Annotated in this window: 19 protein-coding genes; 3 read left to right on the top strand and 16 right to left on the bottom strand. The window is 70.5% G+C overall.

Translation table 11 applies throughout. From position 1 onward, the window contains the following. Nucleotides 1–284: 284 nt before the first annotated feature. A complete protein-coding gene (locus ACFY10_RS36505) occupies nt 285–2345 on the top strand; it encodes a dipeptide ABC transporter ATP-binding protein (RefSeq protein ID WP_390669774.1) in 2061 nt (686 codons plus the stop codon). A 39-nt stretch (nt 2346–2384) separates the two neighbouring features. On the opposite strand, the gene ACFY10_RS36510 is transcribed toward ACFY10_RS36505, so the two are convergent. Continuing rightward, nucleotides 2385–2534, bottom strand: a complete 150-nt coding sequence (locus ACFY10_RS36510; protein WP_390669557.1) for a hypothetical protein — start codon at nt 2532–2534, stop codon at nt 2385–2387. Between the two features lie 278 nt (nt 2535–2812). Here ACFY10_RS36510 and ACFY10_RS36515 point away from each other — a divergent pair, with 278 nt between their 5' ends. After that, on the top strand, nt 2813–4168 hold the full coding sequence (locus ACFY10_RS36515; RefSeq protein ID WP_390669558.1) for a helix-turn-helix domain-containing protein: 1356 nt from the start codon (nt 2813–2815) through the stop codon (nt 4166–4168). 40 nt (nt 4169–4208) lie between these two features. On the opposite strand, the gene ACFY10_RS36520 is transcribed toward ACFY10_RS36515, so the two are convergent. The 14 genes from ACFY10_RS36520 to ACFY10_RS36585 all read right to left on the bottom strand — a co-directional run bounded on the left by ACFY10_RS36520 (nt 4209) and on the right by ACFY10_RS36585 (nt 16389). Next, complete coding sequence (locus tag ACFY10_RS36520) at nt 4209–4814, bottom strand: DJ-1/PfpI family protein (protein WP_390669559.1); 606 nt, start codon at nt 4812–4814, stop codon at nt 4209–4211. 2 nt (nt 4815–4816) lie between these two features. Then, nucleotides 4817–6496, bottom strand: a complete 1680-nt coding sequence (locus tag ACFY10_RS36525) for a thiamine pyrophosphate-binding protein (protein ID WP_390669560.1) — start codon at nt 6494–6496, stop codon at nt 4817–4819. Nucleotides 6497–6526: 30 nt separating this feature from the next. Next, entirely contained in the window at nt 6527–7372 is an 846-nt protein-coding gene (locus ACFY10_RS36530) for a type 1 glutamine amidotransferase domain-containing protein (protein ID WP_390669561.1), read from the bottom strand. Between the two features lie 233 nt (nt 7373–7605). Next, nucleotides 7606–9267 carry a benzoylformate decarboxylase gene (gene mdlC / locus ACFY10_RS36535; protein ID WP_390669562.1) on the bottom strand — a complete coding sequence of 554 codons (1662 nt, stop codon included), beginning with the start codon at nt 9265–9267 and terminating at the stop codon, nt 7606–7608. A gap of 5 nt (nt 9268–9272) precedes the next feature. Then, nucleotides 9273–10661: an FAD-binding oxidoreductase gene (locus tag ACFY10_RS36540; protein ID WP_390669563.1), complete on the bottom strand. Its 1389-nt coding sequence runs from the start codon at nt 10659–10661 to the stop codon at nt 9273–9275. Between the two features lie 104 nt (nt 10662–10765). Further along, a complete protein-coding gene (locus tag ACFY10_RS36545) occupies nt 10766–11062 on the bottom strand; it encodes a hypothetical protein (protein ID WP_390669564.1) in 297 nt (98 codons plus the stop codon). Then, entirely contained in the window at nt 11059–11691 is a 633-nt protein-coding gene (locus tag ACFY10_RS36550; RefSeq protein ID WP_390669565.1) for an NADPH-dependent F420 reductase, read from the bottom strand. The genes ACFY10_RS36545 and ACFY10_RS36550 overlap by 4 nt, the downstream gene beginning before the upstream one ends. 13 nt (nt 11692–11704) lie before the next feature. Beyond that, entirely contained in the window at nt 11705–12103 is a 399-nt protein-coding gene (locus ACFY10_RS36555) for a cupin domain-containing protein (RefSeq protein ID WP_390669566.1), read from the bottom strand. A 19-nt stretch (nt 12104–12122) separates the two neighbouring features. Then, nucleotides 12123–13367, bottom strand: coding sequence for an MFS transporter (locus ACFY10_RS36560; RefSeq protein WP_390669568.1), 1245 nt, complete (start codon nt 13365–13367; stop codon nt 12123–12125). Beyond that, complete coding sequence (locus ACFY10_RS36565) at nt 13354–14061, bottom strand: EthD family reductase (RefSeq protein ID WP_390669569.1); 708 nt, start codon at nt 14059–14061, stop codon at nt 13354–13356. Before ACFY10_RS36565 ends, ACFY10_RS36560 begins: the two co-directional genes overlap by 14 nt. 46 nt (nt 14062–14107) lie before the next feature. After that, nucleotides 14108–14416: a muconolactone Delta-isomerase gene (locus tag ACFY10_RS36570; protein ID WP_030947702.1), complete on the bottom strand. Its 309-nt coding sequence runs from the start codon at nt 14414–14416 to the stop codon at nt 14108–14110. A gap of 24 nt (nt 14417–14440) precedes the next feature. Next, nucleotides 14441–15475 (bottom strand): ankyrin repeat domain-containing protein, encoded by a 1035-nt coding sequence (locus ACFY10_RS36575; RefSeq protein ID WP_390669570.1) that lies wholly within the window; start codon nt 15473–15475, stop codon nt 14441–14443. Continuing rightward, nucleotides 15472–15909 carry a nuclear transport factor 2 family protein gene (locus ACFY10_RS36580; RefSeq protein WP_390669571.1) on the bottom strand — a complete coding sequence of 146 codons (438 nt, stop codon included), beginning with the start codon at nt 15907–15909 and terminating at the stop codon, nt 15472–15474. Before ACFY10_RS36580 ends, ACFY10_RS36575 begins: the two co-directional genes overlap by 4 nt. A gap of 27 nt (nt 15910–15936) precedes the next feature. Then, the gene (locus tag ACFY10_RS36585) at nt 15937–16389 is read right to left on the bottom strand and encodes a nuclear transport factor 2 family protein (protein ID WP_390669572.1); all 453 of its coding nucleotides are present in this window, start codon (nt 16387–16389) and stop codon (nt 15937–15939) included. 428 nt (nt 16390–16817) lie between these two features. Between ACFY10_RS36585 and ACFY10_RS36590 the strand changes: the two genes are divergently transcribed. After that, a complete protein-coding gene (locus ACFY10_RS36590; protein ID WP_390669573.1) occupies nt 16818–17693 on the top strand; it encodes an LLM class F420-dependent oxidoreductase in 876 nt (291 codons plus the stop codon). A gap of 71 nt (nt 17694–17764) precedes the next feature. Here ACFY10_RS36590 and ACFY10_RS36595 read toward each other — a convergent pair whose 3' ends face one another. Then, nucleotides 17765–18676 carry a LysR family transcriptional regulator gene (locus ACFY10_RS36595; RefSeq protein ID WP_390669574.1) on the bottom strand — a complete coding sequence of 304 codons (912 nt, stop codon included), beginning with the start codon at nt 18674–18676 and terminating at the stop codon, nt 17765–17767. Nucleotides 18677–18702: the final 26 nt, after the last annotated feature.

Raw genomic sequence — 18702 nt, forward strand, 5'->3', positions numbered from 1 at the left:
AAGCCCGCACCGCGCGACGCCGTCGAACCGGCGGGGCCGACTTCAGCGTCGGCGGTGCGGCGAGCGGGGGCCGGGCGTGACGGGTGACAGGCGGCGACTGCAGCCGGGGCCGCAGGGAGGCGGGCGCCACAGGCCATCGTCGGCGCAGCAGGGGCGCGTCATGACAAGCCACCCCCCGCCGGGGAAGCCCGCACCGCGCGACGCCGTCGAACCGGCGGGGCGGGCTTCGGCGTTGGCGGTCGGGGAAGCGGGGGCCGGGCGTGACGGGTGATGTGGTGCTTGAGGTGTGTGGGCTGCGGGTTGGGGTGGTGGGAGGGCGTCGGTCGCCCGGGCCGGAGCTCGTGCGCGGGGTCGATCTCCGGCTGTGCAGGGGGGAAGTCCTCGGGCTGGTGGGCGAGTCGGGGGCGGGGAAGAGTCTCACCGCGCTTGCGCTGCTCGGTCTGTGCCCGCCCGGGGTGGAGGTGAGCGGTTCGGTGCGGCTGCTCGGGCGGGAGTTGGTCGGGCTGCCCGTGCGCGAGCTCGCCCGGGTGCGGGGGCGGCACATCGCCATGGTGTTCCAGGACGCGCTGACCGCGTTCACTCCGGTGCAGCGGGTCGGGAACCAGATCGGTGAGGTGCTGCGTATTCATCAGCGCCCGCGCCCGGGCCGGGAGTGGGCGCTGCGGGTCGCTACCGAACTCCTGGACACGGTCGGGGTGCCGGAGCCCGACCGGGCCGCCCGCTCCTACCCGCACCAGCTGTCGGGCGGGATGCGGCAGCGGGCCATGATCGCCATGGCGATGGCGGGCCGCCCCGATGTGATCGTGGCCGACGAACCCACCAGCGCGCTGGACGTCACCGTGCAGGCCCAGGTGCTCGAGGCGCTGGCGACGGCACGGCGCGCGACGGGCGCGGCGCTGCTGCTGGTCAGCCACGACCTGGGGGTGGTGGCAGGTACCGCGGACCGGGTCGCGGTCATGTACGGGGGGCGGATCGTGGAGAGCGGCGGCGTCGACGCGCTGTTCGCGCGGCCCCGGATGCCGTACACCATGGGGCTGATCGGGTCCGTGCCCCGCGTCGACGGGGAGACCCCGCCCACCCCCGTGCCGGGCGAACCGCCGGCTGCCGGCGGCACCGGGCCGGGCTGCGCCTTCGCCCCACGGTGCCCGCTCGCCGAGCAGAGGTGTCGGGTGCAGATGCCCGAACTCATGGGAGTTGAAGGGCATGTGGCCGCCTGTCATCGGGGTGACGAGGCCGTGAAGCGCAGCTCCGTCGACCTGTTTCCGCCGTCCGCGTACCGGAAAGCCCCGGCGGGAGAGCCCGATCCTGAGGCGGAGCCGGTTCTGAGGATCACCGGGCTCGCCAAGTCCTATCCGTCGAGCCCGTGGAGCCTGCGGCGAGGGCGGCGGACGGCGGCCGAACGTGTCGTACGCGCCGTGGAGTCGGTCGATCTCGAGGTGCGCCGGGGGGAGACGCTGGGGCTCGTGGGAGAGTCCGGGGCCGGGAAGTCCACCACGCTCCTCGAAGTGATCTCCCTGGCGGCCCCGCAGACCGGGACGATCGAGATCCTCGGGCAGGACACCTCGTCGTTGTCCCGTGACGCCGCCCGGCGGCTGCGGGGTGCGGTGCAGATCGTGCCCCAGGACCCGATGTCGAGTCTGGATCCGCGGATGCCGGTGGGTGACATCGTCGCCGAGCCGCTGTGGGTGCAGCGGATGCCGGCCGACCGTGTCGCCGCGCGGGTGGCTGAGGTGTTGCGGCTCGTCGGGCTCGGCCCGGAGGACATGTCCGCCTGCCCGCACCGGTTCTCCGGCGGCCAGCGGCAACGGATCGCCATCGCCCGGGCGTTGGCCGCCCGGCCGCAACTGCTGCTGCTGGACGAGCCGCTGTCGGCGCTCGACGTGTCCGTGGGGGCCGGGATCCTCGATCTGCTGCGCAGGCTGAGGGAGGATCCCGGCCCTTCCTGTCTGTTCGTCTCGCACGACCTGGCCGTGGTGCGACAGATCGCCGACCGGGTCGCGGTCATGCATGCCGGTCGCGTCGTCGAGACCGGCGAGGTCAAGGAGGTGTTCGAGTGGCCTGCCCACCCGTACACCAGGGCGCTGCTCGACGCGGTCCCGGTGCCGGATCCCGCGCTGCAGCGATCACGTACGACTGTTGCCCTACGAGGCGATCCGCCGACGGTCGGGGAGCACGTGACGGGATGCCGGTTCCGGACACGTTGCCCCGTGTTCACGTCACTTCGACGGGAGGAACAGAAGAGGTGTGAACGGGAAATCCCGGCGACCCTGAAGACGGCTGTGGGGGGTGGCCGTTCAATCGCCTGTCATTTTCCGCTCACGGACCCTCGGGGCGTATCCGGGTAGGACTCTTTTACCGCAGCCGGCCGAGGCGCACCGGCCGGCTCAGCAGCAGCCGCCGCCCGCCGGGCCGTTTTCCCTGGCGGGCTTGACCGTCTGCACGGACGCCCCTCCTTCTGCGAGGAAGGTACCGCCGCCGACCAGTCCGGCGACGAACAGCAGAGCCACAAGTATTGCGGCGAGTTTGTGAATCACTCCTTTTCTCCATTCCCCCTAGAGGTTTTTATTTACGATGCGAGTCAATCGAACATTACATCGTTAGTCAAGTGCATTCCATGCAAAATAGAGATTGTATTGACGCTATTGGAATCGGAATTTCCGTGTCCTGTTCGCGCACACGGCGCCCACAAGCGGAGCAGGGTGTTTTCGGCCGCTCCAGGCCACAGCCCGCTCAAGCCCATTGGCGTGGCCCAGTCATGCTGGTATTGTGATCTATGACATCTCAAGTCATGCGCTCACCTCTGGGAAGCCAAATGGATCAAGCGGAAAGCGCGTCTCCGGTCGAGTTGGGCAGGCGCATCCGGACCCTCCGCGTCAAACTCGGGCTGAAGCAGCAGGATCTGACCTCCTCGGATATCTCCGCGAGCTACATCTCGCTCATCGAATCAGGGAAAAGGGCTCCCTCGGATGCGGTGCTCTCCGCTCTCGCCGGGAAACTGGGATGCTCGCCGGACCATCTGCGCACCGGTCGCGACGACCACGCGCTCGAGGACACCAGGCTGAAGCTCTCTTTCGCCGAAATGGCGCTGCGGAACGGCGACAACGGCGAGGCCCTCCAGGCCTTCGGTGAACTCCTCGCCAAACCCGCCCTCCTGGACCCGCAGATGCGGTTGCGCGCCCGCATCGGCCAGGCGACCTCGCTGGAGAAGCTCGACCGGATCGAGGCCTCCATCCCCGTGCTGGAGGAGCTCGGAAAGGACCCGTCTCTCGCGGCCGGCTCCGACGAGTGGTGCCGCGTCCAGGTCGCCCTCAGCCGCTGCTACCGCAACATGGGCGACATCACCCTCAGCATCGAGATCGGTGAGCGGGCCATGGCCTCGCTGGACGCTCTCGGTCTGGACGTCACCGTGGACCACATCCAGGTCGGTGCGACGCTCATCGGGTCGTACCTCATGCGCGGCGACATCACCCGGGCCCACCTGCTCGCCCAGAAGCTCATTCCGGTGGCGGAGGACCACGGCGGCCGGGCCGGCCGCGGCGCGGTGTACTGGAACGCGGGGCTGGTCGCCCTCTCCCGGCGGCAGCTCCCCGAGGCGCTCGCGCTGACCGAGCGGGCCCTGGCGATGATGGCCGACGACGACAACCTGCGGCATGTGGCGATGCTCAAGATGACGGTCGCCTGGCTGGAGCTGCAGTCCGACGTTCCCGACCCCGCCCGGGCGCTGGAACTCCTTCAGGACGCGGGCCAGACCCTCGCGGAGCTCGGCACCGCCGTGGAGCAGGCCCGCTGTGAGATCTGCCTGATCGACGCGAACACCCAGCTCGGCCGGTGGGACGAGGCGGTTTCCCACGCCCGCCGCGCCCTCGGACTGCTCAGCTCCGGTCCCCGCGTCGAGGCGGTCGGCGCACGCGTCAGGATCGCCGAGATCCATCTGCTGCGCGGGGAGACGGAGGAGGGCCTGCAGGGCCTGCACGCGGCGACCCGCCAGCTGAGGCATTTCGCGCCGTCGTACGAGACCGCGCAGGAATGGCGACACCTCGGTGACGTGTGGAAGCGCCAGGGCCGCGCGAAGGAGGCCCTGGACGCCTATGACCAGGCGCTGCAGGCCTCCGGGATGCCCACGACGTACGATCCCGCGCAGGCCCTCACCGAGCAGCACCAGAGCTGACCGGCCGGCTCGGCGCGTTCCCCCGTGAGTGTTCATCAGCTCACCGCGCCCACAAGCCGGTGCCGGCGCTTCTCGTCCCGTGTGCGGCGAGCAGGTCGATGATGGTGCGTGCGAACAGGTGGCAGTGCTCGCCGGTACGGGCGGTGACGAGGTCGTCGTCGACGACGACGTCCTGGTCGACGTAGGTGCCGCCCATGTTGCGCAGATCGCCCAGCAGGTTGTTGTGGACGACGGCGCGCCGGCCGCGGACGAGCCCCGCGACCGGGGCCGCGAGCCACATGCCGTGGCAGATGACGCCCTTGAGGATGGCGGGGTCGGCGAACGCGCGGCGCAGGAACCGTGCGGCGGGCGGGAGTTGAGCCGGGTCCTCCGTGTAGCGCAGCCGGTCGGCGACCATCCCGGACGGGACGATGACGGCGCTGAACTCCTTCAGCGCGAACTCGTCGACGTCCTCGAAGGATTCGGTGACCGTGAACGGCATCCGGTGCTCGTGCCCCTGGAAGGTCATCTCCTTCTCGCCCCACAGCCGGGACAGGAAGTGGACCTCGGCGCCCTCCTCCGGGAAGCGGTGGCGGTAGTAGAGGATCTCGGGTTCGTAGAAGTCGCTCTCCATCAGTACGGCGATCTTGTGACCCGTCAGTCGCACCGTTACCGTCCCCTCCCCCGTTCGGTCACCAGGTCGATCAGGAACGGGCCGCGGTGCGACAGCGCCTCGGTGACGGCCGCCGCGACCTGGCCCGGTTTCTCCACGCGCAGGGCGGGCACGCCCAGGGACCTCGACAGGGCGACGAAGTCGATGGCCGGCCGGGAGAGGTCGAAGATCCCCGGGTGCTCGTGCTCCGGGATCCCCTGCTCCCTCCAGTACTGGTCGATGTTGAGTTCCAGCAGCCGGTAGCTGCTGTTGTTGCAGACAACGAACTTGGCGCCGATGTCGTGCCGGGCCGCCGTCCACAGCGCCTGGAAGGTGTACATGCTGCCGCCGTCGCCGGTGAAGCCCACCACCGTGGCGTCGGGGCGGGCGAGTTGGGCGCCGAGAGCGCCGGGGATGCCGACGCCGAGGGAGCCGCCGCGGGTCTGGTGCCAGCGGCCGGGCTCGGCCGCCGGGAGGGGCCCGAAGAGGTCCGGTGAGGCGGTGAGGGACTCGTCGAACAGGACGATGTCGTCCGGGAGTTGGTCGGCCAGCTCCTCGGCGAAGGCGAGGTGCGGGAGCTCCAGCGCGTCGGCCCGCTCATGGGCGCTACGGGCGGCGGCCGCGCGGGCCTCGGCCCGTTCGGCGGCGCCTCGTCGCAGCCGGTCCTGGGCCGCCGTGCGGTCCTCGCGGCTCATCCGGGCCTCGATCGCGTCGGCGAGCTGCGCGAGGGACCGCTTCGGATCGGCCACCAGACCTATGTCGACGGGGAAGTTCTTGGCGATCGCGTCGGTGTCCAGGTCGATGTGAACCACCGGCACGCCCTTGCCGAAGACGCCCTCCAGGGCCGGGAAGACCTCGGGCAGCGCATACGTGCCGCACAGCAGCACGGCGTCCGCCGCGCCGGTGACACGACGGCTGCTCTCGCCGAACATGTGCCCCAACTGTCCCGCGTAGGCGGGGTGTTCGACGGACAGATTCACCTCGGCCCAGTCGGCGCCCCACACCTCCGCTCCCCACACCGAGGCCAGCCGGCCCAGCTCCTGCTGTGCGCCCGAGAAGTGGATCCCGTCACCCGCGATCACGATCGGCTTCCGCGCTCCCGCCAGCAACTCCGCCGCACGCGCCAGCGATTGCGGGTCTGGTGCGGAGGCGGTGTCGGGGTAGGACACCGGCACCGCCTCCTCGCGGGTGGGCCGGTCCATCACGTCGGCGGGCAGCACGACGAGGACGGGCCCGTACGGCGGGGTGCCGGCCACCTTGAACGCGCGGCGCAGCACCCTCAGCGTGGAGTCGGGGTCCACGACCCGCGTCGCCCACTTGGTCACCGGCTCGGCCATGGCCACCAGATCGGCGGCCATCTGCGCCTCCATGGCCTCGTAGCGCAGTCCGGCCTCGCCGACCAGGACGACGAGCGGGGCGTGGCCGCGCATCGCCTGGTAGAGCATGCCGATGCCGTTGCCGAGGCCCACCCCGGAGTGCAGCTGGACGACGGCCGGGCGGCGGGTGGCGCGGGCGTAGCCGTCCGCCATGCCGACGGCCACGGCCTCCTGCAGGGTCAGCACGTACTCGATGCCGGGGAAGTGGCGCAGCTCGTCCAGGAAGCCCTGCTCGACCGTGCCGGGATTGCCGAACATGTACGGCACCCCGTCGACGGCGAGCTGTTCGAGGAACGCCGCCCGGGCCGGCCTGCTGTCCATGGTGGTACCGCCTCTCGTCCGGATCGGTGGCTACGCCTGGGCGGCGGCCCTGAAGCCCCACTGGCGCAGGCCGTGGTCCAGTACCTCGACCGTCTTCTGTCCGGTCAGGTAGGAGTCGGGGGTCGAACGCCCCGTGATGAAGGGGTAGTCGACGATCACCGAGGTCGTCTTGCCGAAGTTGCCGTGGTAGGCGCCGCCGGGGGCGGTCGCGTCGCGCAGGATGTACTCCAGCGGGTACGGCGGCGGGCCCATGTTGAAGTCGGTGCCGACGAACCCGGTGCCGTCGAGGTAGTCGTACTCGATGCAGTGCCCGGTGACGTGCTTGCCGCGGATGATGCTCTCCCGGTCCTCCTGGTCGCGGGCGAAGGCCAGGCAGGCCACGCCGTAGCACTCGGCGGCGATCGGGCGGTCCAGGTGGTGGAAGGCGAGGATCAGGTCGTGGACGCGCCAGTTGTTGGCGAGGTCGACGATCGGGCCGCTGCCGCCGACGATCAGGAGGGCGTCGTAGCGGTCGGCGATCTGGTCGCGGACCTTCTCCACGCGGCTGTTGTACGCCTCCCAGTCGCGCAGGAAGTACGGCTTGGAGCGGTAGGGCCGATCGGGCAGCCAGGAGGACAGGTCGAGCGGGTTGTCGAGGCGGTCGGAGGCCTCGACGGCCTTGACCTTCGCCGCCATCTCGGGCGTGGTGACGGAGCGGCCGAGCGGCGGGTCGACGTAGTCGGGGTCCATGCTCGGGGGCAGCGCCACGGGCCGCTTGCCGGTCGGGGTGGCGAAGGTGAGGTGGTATCCCGCCTTGTCGAAGGTCTCCAGGGGGCCGATCAGTTCCTCGCCCCAGTAGCCGTACTCGGACAGGACGACGAGGATGCGCCTGCTCATGGTGTTCCTCTCGGTCGGCTCGGTCGGCGTTCGGTTCGGACGCGTGAACTGCCGAACTCATGTCTAGTTTTCGGGGTTTGGCCGGTACCAGACGGGAGGGCTCCGGGTGGCGCACATCCCCAAGTGGCAGACCGCACTACGGCAAATCGGGCCGTGGCCGGGGCTGTTGTCCAATACGCAACGAACGACGCCCCCCGCGCTGGGCGGAGGGCGTCCGGTGTCGGTCGAGAGGGTCAGAGACGGAACAGGCCCGGGTCGGCGACCACGACGTCCAGGAGGACCGGGCCGTCGGCCGTCAGGGCGCTGCGGAGGGACTCGCGCAGGCCCTCAGGCGTCTCGATGCGTTCGCCGCGCACGCCGAAGCCGCGGGCCAGCTGCGCCATGTCGACGCCGCTGAGGTCCCAGCCCTTCTGCCAGGACTTCTGGTCCTGGAGGTAGTACTTGAGCGACAGATAGCCGGAGTTGTCGGGGATGACGAAGGTGACCGGCAGCCGGTGCTGGGCCGCCGTCCACAGGGCGTGCAGCGTGTACTGGGCCGAGCCCTCGCCGACCACGACCACGGCACGCTTCTCGGGGTGCGCGAGGGCGTAGCCGACGGCTCCGGCGAAGGGGAAGCCGAGGGCGCCGCTGGCCGTGGCGAAGTAGCCGTTGTCCGCGCCGAGCGGTATCTGCTCGTGGAAGTCGGCGCGGGCGATGGGCAGTTCCTCGAACAGCTGGGCGTCGTCGGGGAGTTCCTGGGAGAGGACGTGGAAGAGGTACGCCTGGGTGAGCGGAGTGGAGGGTTCGGGGACCGCCACCGGCTCACGGACCGGGGTGAGTACGACGCGCTCGCGCTCCTCGACCAGCGGCACCAGGGCCTTGACTACCGCGCCCGGCGGGGCCACGAAGCTGGTGTTGGCCAGTGTCGCCGCGGCGGCCTGCGGGTTGTCCGTGACGTGCAGGAACCGTACGTCCGGGGTGAGTTGGGGACGCGGCGTCTTGTCCAGGTCAGCGGGTGCCGTCGAGAACAGGTCCCATGCCGTGAAGAGGGTGAACGCCGGGCCGCCGAGGACGACGACCACGTCGTGCTGCTCGGCGAGCCGTTGGTTGACCAGCTCGGGGATGGGCGGCAGGACGCCGGCGAACAGGGGGTGGTTCTCCGGGAACGCGCCGCGGTTCCACACGGGGGCGCCCCACACACGCGCGTTCAGCTTCTCGGCCAGCGCGATCAGGTCGCCGCGCGCGCCCTGTGCATCCACCGGACCGCCGGCCACCAGACCGGGCCGCTCGGCACCGTCGAGTGCTTCGGCGATACGGGCAAGGACCGCCGGGTCGGGTACGACGGCGCTCTCCACCTCGGCGATGCGCACCGGCTCCGGATCGGCCGGGCGGACCCAGTCGTCCTCGGGGACAGCGACGAACACCGGGCCCTGCGGGGCCTGTTTGGCGATCTGGTAGGCCTGGGCGATCAAGGCGGGCACGTCCTGCGGACGCCCGGGTTCGCCGGCCCACTTGATGTACGGCTTGGGCAGCTGGGTGGCGTCCTTGGCGACGAGGAAGGGGTCCCCGAGGAGCATCTTGCGGGCCTGCTGCCCGCCGAGGATGACCATCGGCGTGTTCGCCGCGGCGGCCGTGTAGACGCTGCCCATGGCGTTGCCGAGGCCCGGTCCGCCGTTGATGAGGACGAGGGAGGGTTCGCCGGTGCCCTGGGCGTAGCCGTCGGCCATGCCGACGACGGCGGCCTCCTGCAGGCCCATGACGAAGCGGAACTCGTCCTCGGGCCAGTACTCGAACAGCTTCATCTCGGTGTGGCTGGGGTTGCTGAAGACGGTGGTCAGTCCTAAAGCGCGCAGCACCTCCAGGGTCGCGTCCCGCACGGTGCGGGTGGTGCTCGCCTCGTCGTTGGTGACGGTCATGGTGATCAGGCTCCTGAGTCGGTATCGGTCGGTTCGAGCGCCGCCACCGCGCTGAAGAGGTGGTCCGGGTCGTAGCGTTCCTTGGTCTTCAGCAGCCGTGCGGCGCCCGGGCCGAACGCGGCCGCGGCGCGCCGGCTCTCCTTGGGGCCGAGCAGATTGGGGTAGCCGCCGGGCAGCGCGTGCTCGGCGAACGCGGTGGACACCTCGCGGGCCCAGCGCCGGTGCGGTGCCGCCTGTTCGGCGCCCTCCCAGGCCGCGGCGATCTCGACGAGCAGATGGTCCCGGCGCAGTGCGAAGGCGGTTTCCCCGGGCGGTACACGGCTCGCGGCGCCGTGGAAGTGGTGCACGTACATGCCGGAGTACGGCGAGGTGGCGGTGGCCGCCGCGTCGACGACCAAGTCGATTGCACCGTCGGTGAGTTCGGGCAGCCACTGGGTGCCGACCTCGTTGTGCCGGCCGTCGACGACGACCTGATCGAACATGCCGAGGACGCCCGCGTACTCCTGTGGGCAGACCTGTCCGGCCAGGGGTGTGCCGAGGGCGGTGAAGCGGTCGATGACGGGGCGGCCCCGCGCGATGTCGCCGCACCACACCGGCAGGACGTAGATCAGGGGCTGTCCGTCGGGTCCGCCGAAGAAGCCGGTCATGACGGTCAGTTCGTCGGCCGCCGAGGCGATGACCTCGCGGTAGCCGCGCAGGACGGAGGCGGCCTGGGCGAGGGGGTAGAGGATCATGCCGGCGAGGACGGTGCTGATGGGGTGCAGGCGCACGCGCAGTTCGGTGACGACTCCGAAGTTGCCGCCTCCGCCGCGCAGCGCCCAGAACAGGTCGGGGTTCTCGTCGGCGCTCGCGACGACGGGCCGGCCGTCGGCGAGCACGACCCGGGCGGCGAGAAGGTTGTCCAGGGCGAGTCCGCACCGGCCGGCCAGGAGTCCGTAGCCGCCGCCGAGGGTGAGGCCCGCGAAGCCGACCGCCTTGACGGTGCCGGTGACGGGGGCGAGCCCGAGGGCCCGCGTGGCCTCGACCAGGTCGCCGGCCCGGGCGCCGCCCTGCGCCACTGCTGTGCGGGAGGCCCGGTCGACGGTGACCCGGCGCAGCGCGGCGAGGTCGATCATCAGGCCGTCGTCCGCGGTCGCCCGGCCCGCCCAGTCGTGGCCGCCGCCCCGGACGGTCAGCGGCAGCCGGTGGGTCCGAGCGATGCGGACCGCCCAGGTCACGTCCGTCTCGTCGGCGGGCCGGACGATGACCGCAGGGCGTGCGTCGACCGCGCCGTTCCACAGCCGCCGCGCCGACTCGTACGCCGGGTCGCCCGCGGCGAGCACGTTCCCCCGCAGAGTGGTGCGCAGGGCGCGTACGGCGGCGGCCGACGCGGGAGTGGTCGTTGAGGGTGCCATGACTCCACCACTTCTCTTCTTGTCGCCAGGTGGGCCGGGCCGGCTCCGGATCCCTCACAGTCCTGGAGCCGGCCCGGCCGGGGAGAAAGCCGGGGGAGAAGGCCTCAGCTCTCGATCAGTTCGTAGCGGCCGGGCTGTACGGTCTCCAGGTCGACGGCGGCGAGGAAGGCCTGGGTTTCGGGGGCGGCGAAGAAGGCCGCGATGGTGGCCTCGGCGTCCTCGGGGGACGCCCAGTGGACGGTCACCAGGTATTCGCCGTCGGCGCCGCGGGCGGTCGAGCGGGCGACGAAGCCGGGGCGGGCCTCCAGGTACTCCTTCTCCATCGTGCGGTTGAGCTGCTGGAACTCGGCGTCGTCGACGTCGGTGCGCAGCTTGAACCGGATGGTCTCCACAGTGGTCATGTGCTCCACCTCTCTTGGGCGAGACGTGCGTCGAGGGGGCGGTTGAAGACGGGGGTGCCCGGCTGCTGCCGGCGTCCTCCCCCGGCGAGGGAGCCCGTCGGCAGGGGGGCGAAGCCGAGTTCGTCGAGGAGCTCGGTGACGAGCCGGTCGGCCTCGGTGTCGTCGCCCGCGACGAACAGCGCGGTCCGCTCCTCGCGGGGTGCGCCCGGCCGGGCGAGGTCGAGCAGGTACTTGTAGTTGAGGGTGTTGACCGCCTTGACCACGCGGGCGCCCGGAAGGTGGGCCGCGATCAGCTCGGACGACGTGGTCCGGTCCGACTCGAGGTCGGGGAAGGTGCCGTCCCTGCCGGGTGTGTAGTTGGTGGTGTCGACGACGACCTTCCCGGCGAGCGCGTCGGCCGGGAGGCTCTCGTACGCGCCGAAGGGGATGGCCACCACGACGAGCGGGTCGCCGAAGGCGATCGCCCCCTCGACTGTGGCCGCCCGGGCCCGTCCGCCGAGTTCCTCGACCAGCCCGGACAGGGAGCCGGGCCCGCGGCGGTTGGCCACGGCGACCTCGTGTCCGGCGGCGGTGAGCAGCCGGGCCAGTGTGCCGCCGATCTCGCCGCTGCCCAGGATGCCGATCCTCATGTGCGGGGTCCTCTCAGCTGCCCGGACGGTTGTAGGCGTACGACTCGTTGGTGTCGGCCTCGTCGGGGACGAACTCGGTGACGACGTCCTTGGCGGCATGGATGTTGACCATGCGGGCCCGGCCGGGGCCGAGGTTGGCGAACTTGTGCGGCACTCCGGCCGGTACGACGCAGATGTCCTCCGGCGTCGCGTCGATCGTGTCCCCGCCTGCCTCCAGCCGCACCGTGCCCTCGACGATCACGAAGATCTCCTCGTAGGGGTGGGTGTGGCGCGGAGGGCCGGCGTCGGTGGCGACGTCGACGATGAACGCCGAGACGCTGAGACCGGGATGGTCGCTCGCGTTGAGGATGTGGGCGGCCACCTCGCCGTTGATCTGCACGGTGGGCAGGCTGTTCTTCGCGATGATCTGCATGGGTCGGTCCTTGGAGTCCTCAGATGGAATCGGCGACCGGGTCGGCGACGGGAGCCGCCCTCCCGGCCGTTCCGTCCGGTTCGGCGGGAGCCGGCCGCAGACGGGTGGCGGCCCAGGTCGCGGGCAGCGCCACGACCATGACGATCAGGGCGAGTACGAACACCGAGTCGACGCCGTGGGCCTCCACGGCCCAGCCGCCGGCGGCCGCTCCCCCGGCGATGCCCGCGTTGACGGCGGAGGCGCCGAGGGTGGCCGCGAGGTCGCCGCCGGGTCCGGCCAGGGTGATCACCCGCAGCTGGAAGGAGGGCACCAGGCCGAAGCCGACCAGCCCCCACACGGCGAGTGCGACGGCGGTCAGGGCCGGGTTGTCGCCGACGTAGTGCAGGGCGGTGAGGATGAGGGCGAGCGCGACGTTGGCCACCACCAGCGTGGTGGCCGCCCCGCGGTCGGCGAACCGGCCGCCGCCGAACACCCCTATGGCGCTGGCGATTCCGTAGACGAGCAGGAAGGCGCTGATGGCGCCGCCGGAAATGCCGGTGACGTCCTCCAAGTAGGAGGCGAGGTAGGTGAAGGCGGCGAACTGGCCGCCGAGCAGCAGCAGTCCGACGCCCAGCTGGGCCAACACCCGTGGTGCGAAGGCGTGTCGGGCCTGCGATCCGAGTCCCGTCGGCCCGGTGAGGCCGATCCGCGGGACGAAGGCGAAGGTGGCGACGAGGGCCAGCGCGCCGAGGGCGACGATGCCGACGAAGGTGGCCTGCCAGCCGATCGCGTTGCCGACGAGGGTGCCGAGCGGTACGCCGATGACGGTGGAGACGGCGATCCCGCCGAACACCATGGCGACGGCCCGGCCCTGCTGCCCGGCCGGGACCAGGTGCGCGGCGAGCGCGGAGGCCACGCCGATGAACAGGCCGTGGATGGCGCCGGTGATGACGCGCGCCACGATCAGGGCGCCGAAGCTGGTCGTGACCGCTGCAAGGAGGTTCCCGACGAGGAACACCGACAGCGCCGACCACAGCAGCAGATGGCGGCCGAGCCGGATGGTCACGGCCGTGAGCAGGGGGCCACCGATGCAGATGCCGAGGGCGTAGGCGGTGACCAGCAGGCCGGCCGTGCCGACCGAGACGCCGGTGTCCTTGGCGATGAGGTTCAGGATGCCGACGATGACGAGTTCGGCCGTACCGATGACGAACGCGCCCAGGGCCAGGGTCCCCAGGGCGAGCTGGGTGCGCCCCTGGTTTCCTTCCGTGTGTTCAGCGGTGTTCACGTGCGCTGTCCTCCGAGCCGATGATCCAGTGCTCCTTGACCGCCATGTGGTGCAGATAGCGGGGCTGTACGAAGGTGACGAGGTCGTCCTTGGCCCTGGCGTACTCCTCGGAGGCCGCGGCTTTCTCCAGGTCCTCGAGGCTGTCGAAGGAGAGGAGGTAGGCGGCGTCGAGGAGGGCCTCGCCGATGGCGTAGGCGCCGTCCCGGGTGAAGCACTGCAGGTAGCGGCGCAGGCCCGGCACCTGCAGCATCAGCTCGGCGTGCGCGCCCAGGCTGCGCTCGCGGAACTGCTCCACGCCGGTGCCCTCGGTGCGCTTGACCAGCGCGACGATCTTCACGCCGTCCTCGGGCGCCGGGTGGTCGCCGGCCCGCAGGACGTACGCGTCGGTGTCGAGGACGACGGTGCGCCAGAAGGCGGCCCACTTGGGCTCGTCGAGCCGGGCGCCCTCCAGGAACTCCGGCGTCTGCAGGGAGGCGAGCTGGTCTTCGTCGTTCTCCAGCCAGATCTCCGCGATGCCGCTCCACAGCGGGTCGTCGGGTTCCGGGCCGAAGGGGATACGGGTGTCGATGAGGTACTTCCTGATCTGCGGGATCTTGCTCGCGTACTGCACCGCGTGGACGTCGACCCAGTAGTCCTGGAACTCCTGCTCGGACATTCCGGGTTTGGGATGGGCGAAGATCAGCTGGTGGATCATGACGAATCTCCAGGGGAGTCGGTCGGTCGGAAGGGAAGCCGGTCGGTCAGACCTTGTAGGCCTTCTTCACGTCCTCGGCGAAGCCCAGGTAGTCGCGCAACGGCCAGACCTCCTCGAACTCGAGGTACTCGCGCATCGGCAGCCGACCGAGCGCGGTGCGGTCCAGTTCCTCGGCGCTCGGGGACTCGATGATGCCGATCACCCGCTTCTGCGCGGCGACCTTCCACAGGCCGACGGCGAATCCGGAGTCGAGGGTCTCCTGGGCGTGTTCGGCCTCTTCGCGCTCGATCTCCCAGAGCTCGTCCAGGGAGATCCGTCCCTCGTGGTTCCAGCGCATCTGGACGTAGAACAACATGGGCGTTCCTTAAGGGAGTTGGGGTTACGCCGCCGCGAGTGCCGCGATCCGCCCGGTGATCGGGTCGGCGTCGCCGAAGACCTCCACGGCCAGGTCGAGCGGGGTCTTGCCGTCGTGGCCGACCAGGTCGGTGCGGGCGCCGGCGTCGAGCAGGACGGTCACGCAGTCGGCGTAGCCGTGCCACAGGGCGTCGTGCAGCGGGGTGTAGCCGTTGGTGGCGCCCTGGAAGTCGAGGTCGATGCCCGGATGGGCGACCAGGTCGGCGGTGATGCCGGCGTGGCCGTTGTAGACGGCCTTGTGCAGGGGTACGGCACCGAAGCAGGGTTCTACGGCGTTGATGTCGGCCCCCGCGTCGAGCAGCAGCCGGACGATCTCGCCGTGGCCGTCGCGGGAGGCGACGAGCAGCGGGGTGTGGGCGTCGTTGAAGCCGTTGAGGAAGGGGGCGCGGGCGTCCACTTCGGCGCCGTCGACGAGGAGCTGGCGTACCGTCTCGGTGTCTCCGGCGGCGGTGGCGGCCATCAGGGGCTGGGCCTCGACGGCGCCCGCGTCGGCCTCCCGGCGCTCCTTCAGGAGCTGCTCGGCACGCAGCAGCTTGTCCTTGCCGAAGGTGTTGACGTTCAGCTCGTAGGCGAAGTGCTCCTCGAGCGAGAAACCGTAGTGGGTGTACAGCTTGAGGCCCGCGCCCTGGTCGAGGAGGTACTCCACAAGGTCCGGGTACTTGTACCAGAGGGCGTCCATCAGCGGGGTGTGCCCGGTGGTGGGGGCCACGGCATCCACGAAGGCGCCGGCTTCGACGAGTTGGCGCGTGACGTCCAGGCTGCCGCCCTGACAGGCCTTGTGCAGCGCGGTCGCGCCGGCCCGGGTGTCGGCGGTGTGGACGTCGGCGCCGGACGCGATCAGCGTCTCGGTCGTCGCCGGGTCGGCCTGGCCCGCGGCGATCATCAGGACGGTGAGCCCGGAGGAGTGTTCGCGCGTGCTCGGGTCGGCGCCCGCGTCGAGCAGCCGCTGCACCTCCTCGGTCGCGCGGCCGCGTACGGCCGCGATGAGCCCGGCGCTCATGAGGGCACCTCCCCGCCCCGGATCGCCCGGATGATCTGCGAGGGGTCGGTGTGGGACTCCCAGCGCACGATCCGGCCGTCGCGGACGGTCAGCCAGTGCGTGAAGATGATCTCGAAGTCGATGCCGGTCTCCTTGACCCGGGAGATCTCGTGGATGATCCCGGCGGCCTTCTCGCCCTCGACGACGAGGTCCAGCAGCTCCTCGGAGACCACGTCGCACTGACCGGCGAACACCCCCACGCTGTCGGCCACTTCGGCGCTGCTGTGCAGGGTGCCGATCCACTTCATGTCGTCGTTGTAGCCGGGCACGGGGCGGTAGTTGATCCATTCGACGTCGTCGGCGAGGAGCCCGAGCGCGGTGCCGAAATCGCCGCTCGTCAGGGCGGCGAACCACCGCTTGGCAACGTCCCGGGTCTGCTCGGTGAGGTCGCTCATGTCGTCTCCTTGTGGCCGTTTCGCGGCCTACTGGCTGTCCGGAGGGGTCATGATCTGCTGGTTGCCGTCCGCCCACACGGCGGTCATCTCCACGCCGGCGATGCGCCAGCCGGACTCGCTGCGGGTCAGGTCGAAGCGGTAGCGGCCGCCGAGCGTCCAGGTCGGGCCACCGTGGGCGTTGGGCAGCAGGTGGGTGGCCTGGAAGTGGGCGGTGAGGAGCGCCTCGTCCTCGTACACCTCGACGATCTGGTTGCCGATCATGTGCTGGGTGGCCTTCAGGTGGCTGAGCCCGGCCCGCCAGTCGGCGATGACCCGGTCGGGCGTGCTGACCGTGGGGTCCCCGCCGAAGAGGCTCGTGTAGTCCAGGGTCACCTTCTCCGCGAGCAGGGCCGGCAGGGCTTCCCACTGGCGCAGGTCGACGTGCCACAGCATCCTGGTGCAGGTCTCGATCACGTCGATCCGGTCTTCGGCGGAAATCATCGGCAACTCCGTGGGGACACACCCGAGTCGGGGCGGGCCTGCTGGACGCTCGGTCCCGGCCGAAGCTAGTGACGGGGCCGGACGCGAGGTCCCGGCACCGGGCCCGCCCGGCACACTCTGCGAGCTCGGCCCGGGTACTACGTCAGTTCATTCGATCTGACCGCTCACTTGACGCAGTGTCATCCGACGTGTGACGGAGTGCCGGAACCGGCGGCGCGGCACCGCCCGGGCGCCGGTTCGGCTGAGGACGGTGGGACAGCCGGATCGACCGGACCGACCGGATCGATCTGATCGACCGACGAGGAGGCAGCGATGCTGAGCAGCACCGACACAAGGACGAGGCGGACCACATCCGGATCCGGGGAGGACGACGGCTGGGGCCTGGTCGGCTAGGCAGAACGGGCCGGACGATGGAGAACCGCTCAAGCATGCGTATCGGGGCAGTGTTCCCGCAGACGGAGATCGGCGCGGACCCGGGCGCGGTGCGCGCCTGGGCCGAGGCCGTGGAGGAACTGGGCTTCCAGCACGCGGTCGCCTTCGACCACGTACTCGGCGCAGGCACCGCCACCCGCCCCGGCTGGTACGGCTACACCAGCGAAGACCTCTTCCACGAGGTCTTCGTGCTGTTCGGCTACCTCGCCGGGATCACCCGCACCCTGGAGCTCGTCACCGGAGTTCTGGTGCTGCCGCAGCGGCAGACCGCCCTGGTGGCCAAGCAGGCCGCCGAGGTCGACGTGCTCAGCGGCGGCCGGCTGCGGCTCGGCGTGGGCATCGGCTGGAACCGGGTGGAGTACGACGCCCTCGGCGCGACCTTCACCGACCGCGGCGCCCGCAGCGCCGAACAGGTCGAGGTACTGCGTGCGTTGTGGGCCGAGCCCACGGTCACGTACGAAGGCCGCTGGCACCGGATCGAGAACGCCGGGATCCTGCCCCGCCCTGTGCGTGGGCGTATTCCCGTGTGGTTCGGCGGCAATGCGGAGCCGGTCCTGCGGCGTGCCGGCGCCCTCGGCGACGGGTGGCTGCCGCAGCGTGCGCCGGACGAGACGGCGCGTGCCATGGTGGGCCGTGTGCGGACGTATGCCTTGCAGGCCGGCCGTGATCCCGCTGGGATCGGTTTCGAGGCGCGCCTCAAGCTTGCTGAGGTGCCGGAGGCCAAGTGGCCGGATTTTGTGGCGGGTTGGCGCGACCTGGGAGCGACGCATCTGTGCGTCAGCACGATGGGTCTGGGCCTGGCGACGGTCGACGGCCACATTGCGATGCTGCGGAGTACGTTGCGAGAATTGGGGCCAGTCGCTTGTGAGTGAGACTGCAGGCCGGTGGGGGCTTGTCGCGCAGTTCCCCGCGCCCCTGAAAGCGCCCCTATCGGGGCGCTCGCTCAGCGACCGTATTCCTCTGCCAGGAAGCGGATTGACTGGTCCGTGAAAACCCGCATCTCTCGAGTGAGATTCTTTCCGCGGCGCCACGCCAGCTGCGTGAAAACCTCGAACGGGATGTTCCAGTCCAGCTTTACCAGAATGCCGGAATCCAGGGTGTCCTGAACACAGGCCGTCGGGAGCAGGCTGATGCCCAGCCCGGCGGCGACGCCACGCTTGATGGACTCGATCGTGCCGAATTCCAGGAACGGAAGAGCCTCGCCCGTTCCGTCGTTCAGCTCGGCCTCGAACAGCTCCCGATAGGCGCATCCGGCCTCGGCGGAGATGACCTGGGTGCGTCGCAGCTCCTCCGTCGTCACCTTCGGCAGCTGCGTCAGCGGGTGATCGGGGGCGGCCACCACGGTCAGCGGTTCGGAGCCGAGGACTTCGGTCTGCACACCGGGGTGCTGCGTCTCGGCCTCCATGAGGAACCCCATGTCGAACATCCCCTGCCGCAGGGCATGGCAGGTTTCCGCGCACAGACTCGGGCGGAGCACGATGTGCAGGGCCGGGTAGCGGTGGTGGAAGAACTCCAGGAGAGGCGGCATCCGGTAGGAGGTGATGCTCTCCATCGAGCCTATGGTCAGTACGCCGGAGGGGTCCCCGGAGCCGACCGTGGCGCCGCGTGCCTCGCCGGCCAGGGCCAGCATCTGCTCGGCGTAGGGCAGCAGCCGCTGGCCCGCCTCGGTGAGCTGGATGCGGCCGCCGAGGCGGTCGAAGAGGTCGACGCCCAGAGACATCTCGAGTCCCTTTATCTGGCTGGTGACGCTGGATTGCGCGTACTTCAGTTCCGTCGCCGCCTTCGAGAAACTGAGCAGCGTGGCCACCTTGTGGAACGCCGCCAGCTGCCTGATATCCATGGTGATCTCCTGCATGGGCCGACAACGGATGGATTTCCTGT

Origin of the sequence: Streptomyces sp. NPDC001401 (genome assembly GCF_042895385.1) — a bacterium.
Lineage (GTDB): Bacteria > Actinomycetota > Actinomycetes > Streptomycetales > Streptomycetaceae > Streptomyces.